The following is a 13,667-nucleotide window of genomic DNA, read 5'->3' as shown; positions in this document are numbered from 1 at the left end:
CCCGTCACAGCAGGGCGAGCGACGTCGCGCGCCACCGCCCGTCGAGGCCTTCGAGCCGGAGCGCGACGGCCCGCGTCCGATGCGGGGTGGTGACGACCACCGTGCCCTCGACGACGCCGTCCGCCGGCTCGCACGTGCGGACCGAGACGATCGAGTGGACGGGCCGCGCCGGCGTCACCTGTCGGGCACTGCGCGCACGCGCCGCGAGATTCGCGCGCGTGACGAGAACGCGGAAAGAGTCCTCGCTCAGCCACCGAGCGAGCTGCTCGACCTCGCGCACTCCCGCCAGCACCTCGAGGACCCCGCGGGTCAGGTTGCGGATCAGCGGCTCGGGATCGGGCAGATCTGCCGTCGACGTCGGCTGCGCTGCGAAGTACTCGGCGACGTCGAGCGAGGACCCGATGCGGGGGTACCGGCGGGGTTGGTTCGCGCTCATCGACGTCATCGCACGCACCTCCTTCCATCGGCTGTGTCAACGCCGACGAGTACAGCACACCGCCGAATCTGGCCGGATGAGAATCCTCCAACCTGTGGAGAGCGCCCTCGGGGTGCGCCGCGTCACCGCTAGCCTCACGGGGTGCGATGGCAGCGGTTCTTCGAGGATCTCGAACACCAGCTCGACTCCGAGTGGGAGGCCGAGCGAGCGGCGCTCGACACCGAGGCCGAGCGGTTGCGACTCTCGCGGCTGACTCTGCGCGAGCGGCTTCAGGAATCGATCGGCGCAGAGGTGACCGTCGATGTGGACGCCGGTGATCCGATCCGCGGCCGCCTGACGGGGGTGGGAGCCGACTGGGCGGGCCTGGACCGCGCGGACGGCCCCGGTGCCGCCGTCGTGCCCTTCACCGCTGCGTCGTCGGTCGTCCTCGCGGAACCTGATCTGCTCCGCAGCGCGCGTCCCGCGGGACGCGGCTCGGCGCTGTCGGAACGGATGACGCTCGGGTTCGTGCTGCGTGACCTGGCGCGCCGTCGCGTCCCCGTGCACATCGTGGTCGCCGGCGGAAAGACCTGGGCGGGGACGATCGATCGCGCGGGCGCCGACCACCTCGATCTCGCGCTGCACGACGCAGCTGAGCCGCGGCGACCGAGCGCTGTCACGGGGCACCGGATGGTCGTCTACTCGGCTCTGCGGGTCCTGCACCTGCAGAGCGGCCACGGCTGAGAAGTCAGTCGCTGCGGTTCCGCCGTCCCCACAGCTCGGGGAAGCTGGCGACCTGCGACTGCTGCCACAGGGCGGCGCGGCGGGCGTCTTCGACTTGCGCGTCGAGGTAGTCCTCGACGCTGGACGACTCGATCCGCCAGCGGGGCGGTGTTCCGACCTTCGCTCCGACGAGACGACCCTCGACGGCGAGCGCGACCACTTCGTCGACCTCGATCTGCAGCATCTCCGCGACCTGGGAAGGCGTCAGGAAGCGCGCGCTGTCGGGCGTGGCGGGCATGGTCCCATTATCCGCGGGCGAATGTTCGCCCGCTCGGCTCTTGACAGCCCTGTGGACAACCAGCACGCCCGTGGCACCGCCTCGCCCACGATGGTGGCATGGTCGCACGTACCTCGTTCCGTAACCGCATCCGTCGCGCCGACGCGCGCGTCATCATCGGCGTCGTCCTCGTGTCGATCTCCGTCGCGGGGGTCTGGGCCGTGGTGTCAGCGGCGCGGCAGACGTCGGCGGTCCTGACCGCGGCGCGGACCATCGTCGTCGGCGAGACCGTCGAGGCTGCCGATCTGCGCGTCGTGGAGGTGGCGCTCGGATCGGCTGACGACATCTATGCCGCACCGGGTGCGCTCGAGCCGGGCGGTGTCGCGACGCGGACGATCCCCGCCGGCGAGTTCGTGCCGCGCGCCGCAGTCGCATCACCGGACGACGTCGAGGTGACGACCGTCGTCGTGCAGACAGCCGGTGCCGTGCCCGGCTCCGTGTCGCCGGGGACCCGCGTCGAGGTGTGGAGTGCGCCGCAGCGCGAGCGAGGGGTCTTCGGCGAGCCGCGCATCCTCGTCCGAGAAGCCACGGTGCGCGCCGTGCAGGCCGGCGACGGGCTCATGGCACAGCAACGTTCCGCCGCTGTGGAGCTGGTGGTGGCGCGCACGGACGTCTCGGCCGCGCTCGCCGCTGTCGCGGCCGGTGACGCGGTGTCGGTGATCCCGGCCGCGGGCGGGACGCGCTGATGCGTATCGTCGTGGCGATTCCCGATGCCGCGCCGTTCACCGAGCGACTGCGCGCCGGAGGTTTCACCGAGGTCACCGCGCTCGCGCCCGAGGATGTGGCCGCCGCGGCGCACGACGCGACCTTCGCATGGTCCGCTCCACAGGCGCGCGAGCTATCCGGTACCGCTGCCGTGATCGCAGGCGCGGACGTGCTCCTTCTCGCAGCATCCCGTTCGTGGCTCACGCGCGACGTCGTCGAGTTGTGCGACCGCACTGCGACCAGGATCGTCGCGTGGAGCCGGGGCGCGGCCGAGCATCGAGCGGCCGAGATCGTCGGGGTCGCGGTCGTCGATTCGACCACTGATGCCTTGGACGCCGTAACCGCCGTTCCCGCATCGACTCCGCCCGTTCGGTCGCGGGGGAGGGTGATCGTCGTGTGGGGCGCCTCGGGCGCGCCCGGTCGCACGACGATGTCGATCGAGATCGCTCGCGAGACGGCGCGCGATGGGCGCAGCGTCGCGCTCGCGGACGCGGACGCACACGCGCCCGCCGTCGCCTTCGCGCTGGGCGTTCCCGACGAGGGGCCGGGCCTGGCCGGCGCGTGCCGACGTGCGTCGCGCGGCGAACTGACACCGGCGGAACTGGCTCGCATCGCGGAGCCTGCGGGCGCCGTCGATGTCCTCGTCGGCATCAACCGGCCGGCGCGCTGGCCGGAACTCGGGTTCGAGCGTGTCACGCGCGTCCTCGAGACCTGTCGTGACTGGGTCGACGATGTCGTCGTCGACGTCTCGGCATCGCTCGAACGGGATGAGGCGATCGTCAGCGATCTCGACGGGCCCCGGCGCAATGCCGCGACCCTCGCCGCGCTCGAGTCGGCCGACCTGGTCGTCGCGGTCGCTGCCGCCGACCCCGTGGGGCTCTCGCGGTTCCTGCGGGCTTACCCCGAGCTGCGCGCGACCGTCGGGGCCGTGCCCGTCCACGTCGTCGTCAACAAGCTCCGGGGCGGCCCGCTCGGGATCGATCCACGAGGCCAGATCCGCCGCAGCTTCGAGCGGTACGCCGGGATCGAGCGATGCTGGTTCGTCCCGTGGGACCCGCGCGCCACCGATGCGGCTCTGCTGGCGGCCCGGCCCGTCGGCGAGGGGAACGGCCGGGGCCCCATCCCGGCAGCCGTCCGCCGACTCGTCGGCGAAGCGATCTCGCCCCCGATGCGCGCGGTCGCGGCGTCGCGCCGCCATCGTGTGACGGCGCACGCCGCGTCGGCGGGATCGGCCCCCTAGTCTGGGATGGTGTCGACCCTCAGCGATCTCGTCCATGCTCAAGGACTGTCCACCGACGCCGATGTCGAGTGGCTCCACCGCCTCGCCGGTGACGGTCAGCTGCTGGCCGATCTCGCCTTCGCCGACATCGTCATCTGGGTGCCTACCGCGGACGACTCGTTCATCGCCGTCGCGCACACCCGGCCCGGGGGAGCCGCGACCCTCTTCTATCGCGACATCGTCGGCGATCGCGTGCGCCCGCAGTGGCGCACGCAGGTGAAGGATGCCTTCACCCAGGCGCGCATCGTCGACTCGGCCTCGCCCGACTGGTTCGAGGAGACGCCCACCCGCGTGCGCGCGGTGCCGATCGTCCGGGAACGGGCGACCGAGGGGCGCGCCGCGCACGTGGTCGGTGTCCTCACACGACACACGAACCTCGGCGAGGCACGGACTCCCTCGCGTCAGCAGATCACGTTCAACGACTGCGCCGACGACCTGTTCGGGATGGTCGCCTCGTCCGACTTCCCCGATCTGAACGCCCCGACGGCTCCGCGTCGCGGCGCTCCGCGCGCATCCGACGGGCTCATCCGGCTCGATGTCGACGGCATGACCACCTTCGCCAGCCCGAACGCTCTCTCGGCCTTCAACCGGTTGGGCTTCGAGGACGAGCTCGAGGGCGAGCCGCTGATCGAGGTGGCAACGGCGATCCTTCCCAGCAAGCGCGAGTTCGACGAGTCGCTGCCGATCGTGATGGCCGGCCGTGCACCCTGGCGCGCCGACATCGAGGCCCGCGGCGTCACGGTGTCGCTGCGCACCATCCCGCTGCGCGACCACGGCACCCGCATCGGCGCGATCGTCCTATGCCGCGACGTCAGTGAGATCCGGCACCAGGAGCAGGAGCTCATCACGAAGGACGCGACGATCCGCGAGATCCACCATCGCGTGAAGAACAACCTGCAGACCGTCGCCTCGCTGCTGCGTATCCAGGCCCGCCGGACGCACTCCGAGGAGGCGCGCGACGCTCTCACCCAGGCGATGCGCCGGGTGTCGGCGATCGCGGTGGTGCACGACACCCTGTCGGAGGGGCTGGCACAGAACGTCGACTTCGACGAGGTGTTCGCGCGCGTCCTCAAGCTCGTCGCCGAGGTGGCGGCCGCGCCGAACACCCGCGCTCGCACGCGGTCGTCGGGGCGCTTCGGCACCCTGCCGAGCGAGTACGCGACACCGCTCGCGCTCGCGCTCACCGAACTCGTCACGAATGCCGTCGAGCATGGGCTCGCGGGCACGGAGGGCGATGTCGAGATCGTCGCGGAGCGTTCCGCGGAGCGCCTCGAGGTGAAGGTGCGCGATTCCGGCAGCGGCTTGCCGGAGGGGCAGGTCGGGCGCGGCCTCGGCACGCAGATCGTCCGCACTCTGATCCAGGGCGAGCTCAGCGGCACGATCGACTGGCACACGCTCGTCGGCAGCGGAACCGAGGTGACCATCGAGATCCCGTTGCGCTACATCGAGCGCGACGCGGGCTGAGCGCGTCGCGGGGTCCCCGTCAACGCGCGGACCCCGCGCCGACGTGTCGGCAGCGGGGTCGGGGAGTGGGTCAGGACGCGCGGCGAGCGCGTGCAGCGCGGCGCTTCAGTGCGCGACGCTCGTCCTCGGACAGGCCGCCCCAGACGCCCGAGTCCTGGCCGGTCTCGAGGGCGTACTGCAGGCAGATCTCCGTCACGGTGCAGCGGGCGCAGACGGCCTTCGCCTTCTCGATCTGGTCGACGGCAGGGCCCGTGTTGCCGACGGGGAAGAAGAGTTCGGGGTCGACGGTCAGGCAGGCAGACTTGTCGCGCCAATCCATGTGGTGCTCCTTGGGGTGGTGATTCTGTCGGGCCGGACTCGGGTAGTCCGGTACCCTGGTTAAGTGTGCGAGCGGATGCTCGCCCCACTTCGCTGTGGGAGCACACGGCTTGATCTATCGTCCCATAGCCCGGACAGATGAATCAAGGGTGAACTGCGGATTTGCTCGCCGCCGGGCCGTGAATACCGGTATCGCGCGGCTCTGATCGAAGGTCGGATGCCATGGCCCCCACTGCTGTCGAACGTCTCGCGGGAGCCGTGCTCGCCGCAGAAGCCGTCGCGTTGCTCGCGGTCGTCGGCTGGGAGATCGTCGCGCTGGTCGGCGGCGACACCATCGACGTTCCCAGCTCCGTCGCCCTCATCGTGCTGACCGCCATCGGTGCCGTAGCCCTCGCAGCATTCGCCGTGTCGGTCTGGCGCCGGGTGTCGTGGGGCCGTTCGGGCGGCATCGTCGCGCAGCTCCTGATCCTGGCGGTCGCCCTCGGCGCTGCCACGGGTCAGTACGCCGACGCCGGCACCGCTGTGCTCATCGCGGTGCCGGGCGCGGTCGGCTTCATACTGCTGGTGGCCGCGACCCGGCGTGCAGCACGCGGCCGCGGCGACGCCTGAGTCGTCGAGGCTCTCAGTCGAGACCGAGCAGCGCGCGGACTCGCGCGACGTGACCCGTCGCCTTGACGTTGTAGAGCGCGTGCTCGATCCGGCCGTCGGCGTCGATGACGAAGGTGGATCGGATGACGCCTTCGACGGTCTTGCCGTAGTTCATCTTCTCGCCCCATGCGCCGTACGCCTCGTGCACGGCGTGGTCGGGATCGCTGAGAAGCGGATAAGTGAGCTGCTCCTGCTCGCGGAAACGGCGCAGCTTCGCCTCGTCATCGCGCGAGATTCCGATGACCTCGATGCCCGCTGCGCGCAGCGACTCGACGCTGTCGCGGAAATCGCAGGCTTCCCGCGTGCAGCCGGGAGTCATGGCCGCCGGGTAGAAGAACACGACCGTGCGGCGTCCGCGCAGGTCCGACAGCGAGAGCGTCGAGCCGTCCTGGTCATCGAGGGAGAATTCGGGGGCGAGGTCGCCCGGTTGCAGACGCGTCATGATTCCAGCCTAGAACGGCGAACCGCCGGGTCGACCCCGGCCGAGAAGGTGCCGAGCAGGCGCTGAAGCGAGTCGAGTCGCGCCGGGCCACGTTCTCCCAGCCGGCCCTGCCCGACCGCCTCGACGATCGCGCAGTCGGGCGCATCGGGAAGATGCGTGCAGCCCCGCGGGCACTCCTCGGCGACAGCGGCGAGGTCGGTGAACGCGGCGAGGATGTTGGCGGGGTCGACGTGCCCGAGGCCGAACGAGCGGACCCCGGGCGTGTCGATGACCCAACCGCGCCCCTCGGGGCCGAGATAACGAAGCGATACCGTCGAGCTCGACGTGTGGCGACCTCGACCGGTGACTTCGTTGACGTGTCCGGTCGCCCGTGCGGCTGTCGGCACCAGGGCGTTCACGAGGGTGGACTTGCCGACGCCGGAGTGACCGACGAACACCGTGGCGTGGCCCACGAGCTTCGCGCCGAGCTCGTCGACCGGCATCCGTCCCCGCCCGCTCGTGAGCACTTCGAGGTCGTCCACCCCCTCGAAATGCGCGAGGAACGCGGCCGGGTCGGCGAGATCGGTCTTGGTCACCACGAGCAGGGGATGGATGCCGGCGTCGAGCGCCGCGATGAGGTAGCGGTCGACCAGGCGCGGGCGGGGCTCAGGGTCGGCTGCGGCGACGACGATGACCATCTGATCGGCGTTGGCCACGACGATCCGCTCCACCTGGTCGGTGTCGTCGGCGCTGCGGCGAAGCAGCGTCGTGCGTGGTTCGATGCCGACGATGCGTCCGAGAGTGCCTTCGTCTCCCGACACGTCCCCGACCACGCGTGCCCGGTCGCCGCTGACGATGGGCTGCTTCCGCAGCTCGCGAGCGCGCACCGCGAGCGTGGTGTGCTCGTCGTCGCCGTCCTCGTCGATGAGCACGGTGTAGCGGCCGCGGTCGACACCCACCACGCGCGCCACCTGGGCGTCACTGTGGGCGGGTCGCCGCTTGGTGCGCGGCCGATTCGCCTTCGGGTTCGGACGCATCCGGATGTCGGACTCGTCGTACTCCTCGTCGAAGTCGTCGTCGCCGCCGAGCCAGCTCACCCGGCGACCTGCGCGTCGGATCCGAGCATCTCTGCCCACAACTGGGGGAACTCGGGCATCGTCTTCGCGGTCGTGCCGATGTCATCGACCTCGACGCCCGGGACGCGCAGGCCGATGATCGCCCCCGCCGTCGCCATCCGGTGGTCGTGGTGCGCCCGCCAGAGCCCGCCGCGCAGCGGCGTGGGCGTGATGCGGATGCCGTCCTCGAGCTCTTCGGCCGAGCCGCCGAGCGCTCGGAGGTTGCCCACGAGAGCGGCGATGCGGTCGGTCTCATGGCCGCGGATGTGGCCGATGCCGTGCAGTGTGCTCGGCGAGTCGGCGAACGCCGCGAGCGCGAAGAGCGACGGGGTCAGCTCGCTCGCCGCCGACAGGTCGAGGTCGACGCCGCGCAGCTCGCCGGTTCCGGAGACCGCGAGAACACCGCTGCGTCGCGTCACGCGGGCGCCCATCTCGGTCAGGATGTCGACGAGCAGCGCACCCGGCTGGGTCGAGTGCACGGGCCAGTGCGGGATGGTCACCCGTCCGCCGGTCAGCGCGGCCGCGGCCAGGAAGGGGGCCGCGTTGGACAGGTCGGGCTCGATCGTGAGCTCTTTGCCGCGGAGCGGACCGGCGGGGACGAGCCACTCGCTGTCGCTCGGACGCTCGACGTTCACGCCGCGGTGGCCGAGGGCCTCGACCGTCATGTCGATGTGCGGCAGGCTCGGCAGGCGGTGACCGTCGTGCACGAGGCGGAGCCCAACATCGAACCGGGGCGCCGCCAGCAGGAGCCCCGAGACGAACTGGCTCGAGGCGCTGGCGTCGATCGTGACCTCGCCGCCGCGAACGTGGCCGTGCCCGTGCACGAGGAACGGCAGCGTCCACCGGCCGCCGTCGTCGATGTCGACGCCGAGCTCGCGGAGGCTCCGGATCATCTCCGCCATGGGTCGGTGCAGGGCGCTCTCGTGGGCCGTGACGGTGACCTCGCCGCGCGCGAGTCCGGCGAGGGGAGTGACGAAGCGCATGACGGTGCCGGCTTGCCCGCAGTCGACCACGGCATCGGCCGGTTCCGCCCCGAGCGGCGTCACGACGAGGTCGGGGCCGAAACGGCCCTCGCCGGGCACGGCTTCGATCTGGGCGCCGAGAGCTCGCAGCGCGTCGATCATGCGCGCGGAATCGTCGGAATGCAGCGGCGCGATCAGGCGGGAGGGGGTCTCGGCGAGGGCCGAGAGCACCAGCTCGCGATTGGTGAGCGACTTCGATCCGGGCACGGCGACCTCGGCTCGGACGGGGGCATCGGCGACGGGCGCGCGCCACGGCGCGCCGACGTCGGCGGGACGGGGGGAATACGCGGCTGTGCTCATGGGTTTCCACAGTATCGAACGCCCTCGTGCTGTCGAGGTCGTTGGTCCTACCGAGTGAGAGGAGCCCATGATCGCACTCGCCGATCCTGCGGTCGCGCCGTGGGACGCCCACGTAGACTGGCCGCTGATGGAAGAGCAAGCGGTCACCGATCCGAGCGCCCAGTTCGAGGAGCAGGCGCTCCCGTTCATGGACCAGCTTTACGCCGCCGCCATGCGGATGACCCGCAATCCCGCTGACGCAGCGGACCTCGTGCAAGAGACGTTCGTCAAGGCGTTCGCCTCGTGGTCGTCCTTCACGCAGGGGACCAACCTCAAGGCGTGGCTGTACCGGATCCTGACCAACACCTACATCAACACCTACCGCAAGAAGCAGCGGGAGCCCTACCAGGGCACCATCGACGACCTCGAGGACTGGCAGCTGGGAGGAGCGGAATCCACCACCGCATCCCGGAGCCGCTCCGCCGAGGCTGAAGCGATCGACCACATGCCGGCGTCCGCGGTCAAGGACGCGCTGCAGTCGATCCCCGAGGATTTCCGGTTGGCGGTGTACCTCGCGGACGTCGAGGGCTTCGCCTACCAGGAAATCGCCGACATCATGAAAACCCCGATCGGCACGGTCATGAGCCGTCTGCACCGTGGCAGACGCCTGTTGCGTGACCTGCTGGCCGACTATGCGAAGGAGCGGGGCATCGAGATGCCCCCCACGAGGAGCAAGAAATGAGTGACTGCGGCTGCGAGAAGGCGCGACGCGATCTGGAAGAGTACCTGCGCAACGAGGTCTGCAAGACCGAGCACGCCGACATCCGGGAGCACCTCGAGTCATGCCCGGCTTGTCGCGACGAGGCCCTGGTGTCGCGCACGCTCACCGAGGTCGTCGCCCGAGCGTGCCGGGAATCGGCCCCCGAAGAGCTGCGCGACCAGGTTCTGGCGCGTCTGCGGGAGGCCCAGGAGGCCGCTCACGCGTGAGCGCGCTCCGCGCCCGATGACGGCCTGAGCTCGACCGTGAGAGCAGAAAGGGGCGGACGTTCGCACGTCCGCCCCTTTCGCTACCGCTGGCTCAAAGCGTGAGCGCCTGCTCGATGAGCTTCGCCTGCTCCACGGCGTGGACCTTCGGCGAGCCGGTCGCCGTCGACGCCGCTGCGGGACGCGTGATGCCGCGCACCGAGCGGCCGTCGAGCTTGGCGGCGGCTTCGAGCGCGATGAACGGCCAAGCGCCCTGGTTCTCGGGCTCGTCCTGGACCCACACGACCTCGGCGTTCGGGTAGCCCGCGAGGACCGCGTTCAGCTCGTCGATCGGTGCCGGGTAGAACTGCTCGAGACGCACGAGCGCGATTGCCGGGTTCGGCTTCTTGTCGAGCTCGGACTTCAGGTCCCAGTGGATCTTGCCCGAGTGCAGCAGCACACGCTTGACCGCGCTCTTGTCGGTGATCGCGCTGTCGTCGATCACGGGCTCGAACTTGCCGCGCTGGAAGTCCTCGACCGGGCTCGTCGCACCGCGCAGGCGCAGCATCGCCTTCGGCGTGAACACCACGAGGGGGCGGCGCGGACGTGCGTAGGCCTGGCGGCGCAGCAGGTGGAAGTACGACGCGGGCGTGGAGGGCCGTGCGACCGTCATGTTGTCCTGCGCGCACATCTGCAGGTAGCGCTCGATGCGGGCCGACGAGTGATCCGGTCCCTGGCCCTCGTAGCCGTGGGGGAGCAGCAGGACGACGCCCGACTGCTGGGCCCACTTCTGCTCGGCCGACGAGATGAACTCGTCGATGACCGACTGCGCGCCGTTGGCGAAGTCGCCGAACTGGGCCTCCCAGAGCACGAGCGAGTCCGCGCGCTCTACCGAATAGCCGTACTCGAACGCCATGGCCGCGTACTCGCTCAGCAGCGAGTCGTAGACGTAGAAGCGGCCCTGGTTCTCGGACAGGTTCGCGAGCGGCAGCCACTCCTGGCCGTTCGAGCGGTCGTGGAGGACGGCGTGACGCTGCACGAACGTTCCGCGACGTGCGTCCTGACCGGCGAGGCGGACGTTCGTGCCCTCCATGAGCAGCGAGCCGAACGCGAAGAGCTCGCCCATCGCCCAGTCGATGTTGCCGTTGCGGCTCATATCGTGGCGCTTGTCGAGCAGCTGCTTGAGCTTGCCGTGCACCGTGAAGTTCTCGGGGGCGTTGACGAACGCGTCGCCGATCTGATGGATGACGTCTTCACCGACACCCGTCGTCTCGGGGGCGCCGACGGCCTGATCGATCGGTCCCGACAGGCCCACCGGGCCGGACGCGCCGGTCTCGGCGGCGTGCGTCTCGGCGAACGCGACCTCGAGGCGGTCCTGGAAGTCGCGCTTGGCCTGCTCGTACTCTTCCTCGGTGATGTCGCCGCGTCCGACCAGCGACTCGGTGTAGAGCCGGCGGACCGAGCGCTTGGCCTCGATGAGGTTCGTCATGAGGGGCTGGGTCATCGACGGATCGTCGCCCTCGTTGTGACCGCGACGGCGGTAGCAGACGAGGTCGATCACGACGTCGCGCTTGAACTCCTGGCGGTAGCGGAACGCGAGCTGCGCGACGTGGACGACGGCCTCGGGGTCGTCGCCGTTGACGTGGAAGATCGGCGCCTGGATGGTCTTGGCCACGTCCGTCGCGTAGACCGAGCTGCGGGCGTCGAGGGGGAGCGTCGTGAAGCCGACCTGGTTGTTGACCACGACGTGAACCGTGCCGCCGGTCCGATACCCGCGCAGCTGCGACATCTGCAGCGTCTCGACGACGACGCCCTGACCGGCGAACGCGGCGTCGCCGTGGACGAGGATCGGCAGCCACGAGAACGAGCCGATCGGGCCGCGGTCCTGCTTGGCGCGCACGATGCCCTCGAGAACGCCGTCGACGGTCTCGAGGTGCGACGGGTTCGCGGCGAGGTACACCGGCAGTTCGTCGCCCTCATCGCCGACGAAGGTGCCCTCGGTGCCGAGGTGGTACTTCACGTCGCCCGAGCCGCTCTTCGAACCGATCGCGACGGAGCCCTCGAACTCGCGGAAGACCTGGCCGTAGGTCTTGCCGGCGATGTTGGTCAGGACGTTGAGGCGGCCGCGGTGGGCCATGCCGATGGCGGCGCCCTCGAGCCCGGTGCGCGCCGCGCCCTGGAGCACCTCGTCGAGCAGCGGGATCAGCGACTCGCCGCCCTCGAGGCTGAACCGCTTCTGCCCCACAAACTTCGTCTGCAGGAAGGTCTCGAATGCCTCGGCCTGGTTCAGCTTGCCGAGGATGCGGAGCTGCTCGTCGTGGCCGGGCTTCTGGTACTTGACCTCGACGTTGTCCTGGAACCACTTGCGCTGGTCGGGATCCTGGATGTGCATGTACTCGATGCCGATCGTGCGGCAGTACGAGTCGCGCAGAACGCCGAGGATCTCGCGGAGCTTCATGACGCGCTTGCTGCCGAACCCGCCGGTGACGAACTCGCGGTCGAGGTCCCAGAAGGTCAAGCCGTGCTGCTCGATCTCGAGGTCGGGGTGCGTGCGCTGGCGGTACTCGAGCGGGTCGATGTCGGCCATGAGGTGGCCGCGCACCCGGTACGAGTTGATGAGCTCCTGCACGCGGGCCGTCTTGTCGACGCGCTCGGCGAGGTCGACGTTGATGTCGGTCGACCACTGGATGGGCGCGTAGGGGATGCGCAGGGCGGCGAAGATCTCGTCGTAGAAGCCGTTCTTGCCGATCAGCAGCTCGTGGACGGTCTTGAGGAACTCGCCCGAGCCGGCACCCTGGATGACCCGGTGGTCGTAGGTGCTGGTGAGAGTGATGGTCTTGCCGATGCCGAGGTTGACGAGCGTCTTCTCGCTCGAGCCCTGGAACTCGGCCGGGTAGTCGAGCGCGCCGGCGCCGATGATGCTTCCCTGGCCGCGCATGAGTCGCGGAACCGAGTGCACCGTGCCGATGCCGCCGGGGTTGGTCAGCGAGATCGTCGTGCCCTGGAAGTCGGCAGCGGTGAGCTTGTTCTTGCGAGCGCGGCTGACCAGGTCTTCGTAGGCGGCCAGGTACTCGCCGAAGCTGAGCGACTCGGCGCGCTTGATGCTCGGCACCATGAGCGCGCGCGTGCCGTCGGGCTTGGGGAGGTCGATCGCGATGCCGAGGCCGACGTGCGCGTGCGCGATGACCGACGGCTTGCCGTCGACCTCTGCGTACGAGACGTTCTGGCTCGGGAAGGCCTTGAGCGCCTGGATGAGCGCCCAGCCGATGAGGTGGGTGAAGCTGATCTTGCCGCCGCGCGTGCGCGACATGTGGTTGTTGATGACGATGCGGTTGTCGATCATCAGCTTGGCGGGGATGGTGCGCACACTCGTCGCGGTGGGCACCGTGAGCGAGTCGTCCATGTTCGCCGCGAGGGTCTTCGGCATGCCGCGCAGCGGGGTGACGACATCCTCGCGCTGCTCGACCTCGGCGGCGGGGGTCGTCGGGGCCTGCGCGGGCACCGGCTGCGCGGCGGCGGGCCGAGCCGTCGTGCGAGCGACCGGCTGCGAGCCGACCGTCGGCACGGGGGCCGTCACGGGGTGCGACGCCGCCGCGGGCTGCGCGGGGGCGGGTTGCGCGGGAGCGGTGCCGGCGGGCTGCGCCGGGGCGGACCCGGCGGGCTGGGAAGCGCCGCCGTTCACGTGAGCGGCGTAGGCCTCGAGCGTCGGCCACCACTCCTTGTCCACCGAGTTCTTGTCTTCGCGGAACTGTTCGTACAGTTCCGCGACGAGCCATTCGTTCGCCCCGAACTCGCCGTCGTTCGAGGTTCCGATTCCGGTCGCCTGGCTGGACACGGCAGATCGCCTGCTTTCATCGGTGAAGATCGGTTCTCACGGCGGTCGTCCGCCGCCGCGCACAGTCTCCTAGGGTAGCCCAGATCAACCGGCCGGATGCCGCGGCGACACCCGTGGTATCGCATCGTGATGGAGCCCGCCCG

General features: G+C 70.2%; 14 protein-coding genes. 7 read left to right on the top strand and 7 right to left on the bottom strand.

Annotated features, from left to right (window positions below; translation table 11 throughout):
- Positions 1-4: 4 nt before the first annotated feature.
- Positions 5-436 (bottom strand): Rv3235 family protein, encoded by a 432-nt coding sequence (locus tag DO944_RS11820; protein ID WP_181574226.1) that lies wholly within the window; start codon positions 434-436, stop codon positions 5-7.
- Between the two features lie 141 nt (positions 437-577).
- Here DO944_RS11820 and DO944_RS11815 point away from each other — a divergent pair, with 141 nt between their 5' ends.
- A complete protein-coding gene (locus DO944_RS11815) occupies positions 578-1,159 on the top strand; it encodes a hypothetical protein (protein WP_112617335.1) in 582 nt (193 codons plus the stop codon).
- A gap of 4 nt (positions 1,160-1,163) precedes the next feature.
- Here the strand turns inward: DO944_RS11815 and DO944_RS11810 are convergent, their stop codons facing one another.
- A complete protein-coding gene (locus DO944_RS11810) occupies positions 1,164-1,436 on the bottom strand; it encodes a helix-turn-helix domain-containing protein (protein ID WP_112617334.1) in 273 nt (90 codons plus the stop codon).
- Between the two features lie 98 nt (positions 1,437-1,534).
- Between DO944_RS11810 and DO944_RS11805 the strand changes: the two genes are divergently transcribed.
- Genes DO944_RS11805 through DO944_RS11795 form a run of 3 tightly spaced genes read left to right on the top strand, consistent with a single transcriptional unit; the run spans position 1,535 to position 4,923 of the window.
- Entirely contained in the window at positions 1,535-2,161 is a 627-nt protein-coding gene (locus DO944_RS11805) for an SAF domain-containing protein (protein WP_112617333.1), read from the top strand.
- Complete coding sequence (locus DO944_RS11800; RefSeq protein WP_112617332.1) at positions 2,161-3,420, top strand: hypothetical protein; 1,260 nt, start codon at positions 2,161-2,163, stop codon at positions 3,418-3,420. The genes DO944_RS11805 and DO944_RS11800 overlap by 1 nt, the downstream gene beginning before the upstream one ends.
- Before the next feature lie 9 nt (positions 3,421-3,429).
- The gene (locus DO944_RS11795; RefSeq protein WP_112617585.1) at positions 3,430-4,923 is read left to right on the top strand and encodes a sensor histidine kinase; all 1,494 of its coding nucleotides are present in this window, start codon (positions 3,430-3,432) and stop codon (positions 4,921-4,923) included.
- Positions 4,924-4,993: 70 nt separating this feature from the next.
- On the opposite strand, the gene DO944_RS11790 is transcribed toward DO944_RS11795, so the two are convergent.
- Complete coding sequence (locus tag DO944_RS11790; protein WP_023955350.1) at positions 4,994-5,242, bottom strand: WhiB family transcriptional regulator; 249 nt, start codon at positions 5,240-5,242, stop codon at positions 4,994-4,996.
- 221 nt (positions 5,243-5,463) lie between these two features.
- On the opposite strand from DO944_RS11790, the gene DO944_RS11785 reads away from it, so the two are divergent.
- A complete protein-coding gene (locus DO944_RS11785) occupies positions 5,464-5,850 on the top strand; it encodes a histidine kinase (RefSeq protein WP_112617331.1) in 387 nt (128 codons plus the stop codon).
- 13 nt (positions 5,851-5,863) lie between these two features.
- Here DO944_RS11785 and bcp read toward each other — a convergent pair whose 3' ends face one another.
- The 3 genes from bcp to aroA are packed head-to-tail and all read right to left on the bottom strand — an operon-like array spanning position 5,864 to position 8,747.
- Positions 5,864-6,331 carry a thioredoxin-dependent thiol peroxidase gene (gene bcp / locus DO944_RS11780; protein WP_112617330.1) on the bottom strand — a complete coding sequence of 156 codons (468 nt, stop codon included), beginning with the start codon at positions 6,329-6,331 and terminating at the stop codon, positions 5,864-5,866.
- Positions 6,328-7,407, bottom strand: coding sequence for a ribosome small subunit-dependent GTPase A (rsgA, locus tag DO944_RS11775; RefSeq protein ID WP_112617329.1), 1,080 nt, complete (start codon positions 7,405-7,407; stop codon positions 6,328-6,330). Before rsgA ends, bcp begins: the two co-directional genes overlap by 4 nt.
- Entirely contained in the window at positions 7,404-8,747 is a 1,344-nt protein-coding gene (aroA, locus tag DO944_RS11770; protein WP_112617328.1) for a 3-phosphoshikimate 1-carboxyvinyltransferase, read from the bottom strand. The genes rsgA and aroA overlap by 4 nt, the downstream gene beginning before the upstream one ends.
- A 67-nt stretch (positions 8,748-8,814) precedes the next feature.
- On the opposite strand from aroA, the gene DO944_RS11765 reads away from it, so the two are divergent.
- Positions 8,815-9,468: a sigma-70 family RNA polymerase sigma factor gene (locus DO944_RS11765; RefSeq protein ID WP_378719613.1), complete on the top strand. Its 654-nt coding sequence runs from the start codon at positions 8,815-8,817 to the stop codon at positions 9,466-9,468.
- Complete coding sequence (locus DO944_RS11760; protein WP_112617327.1) at positions 9,465-9,713, top strand: zf-HC2 domain-containing protein; 249 nt, start codon at positions 9,465-9,467, stop codon at positions 9,711-9,713. The genes DO944_RS11765 and DO944_RS11760 overlap by 4 nt, the downstream gene beginning before the upstream one ends.
- Before the next feature lie 91 nt (positions 9,714-9,804).
- On the opposite strand, the gene DO944_RS11755 is transcribed toward DO944_RS11760, so the two are convergent.
- Entirely contained in the window at positions 9,805-13,524 is a 3,720-nt protein-coding gene (locus tag DO944_RS11755) for a multifunctional oxoglutarate decarboxylase/oxoglutarate dehydrogenase thiamine pyrophosphate-binding subunit/dihydrolipoyllysine-residue succinyltransferase subunit (protein ID WP_181574225.1), read from the bottom strand.
- Positions 13,525-13,667: the final 143 nt, after the last annotated feature.

It is taken from the genome of Microbacterium sp. SMR1, assembly GCF_003289625.1.
Classification (GTDB): domain Bacteria; phylum Actinomycetota; class Actinomycetes; order Actinomycetales; family Microbacteriaceae; genus Microbacterium; species Microbacterium plantarum.
Note: the sequence above shows the minus strand (reverse complement) of the source record. Positions and strands in the feature narration are given on the sequence as shown.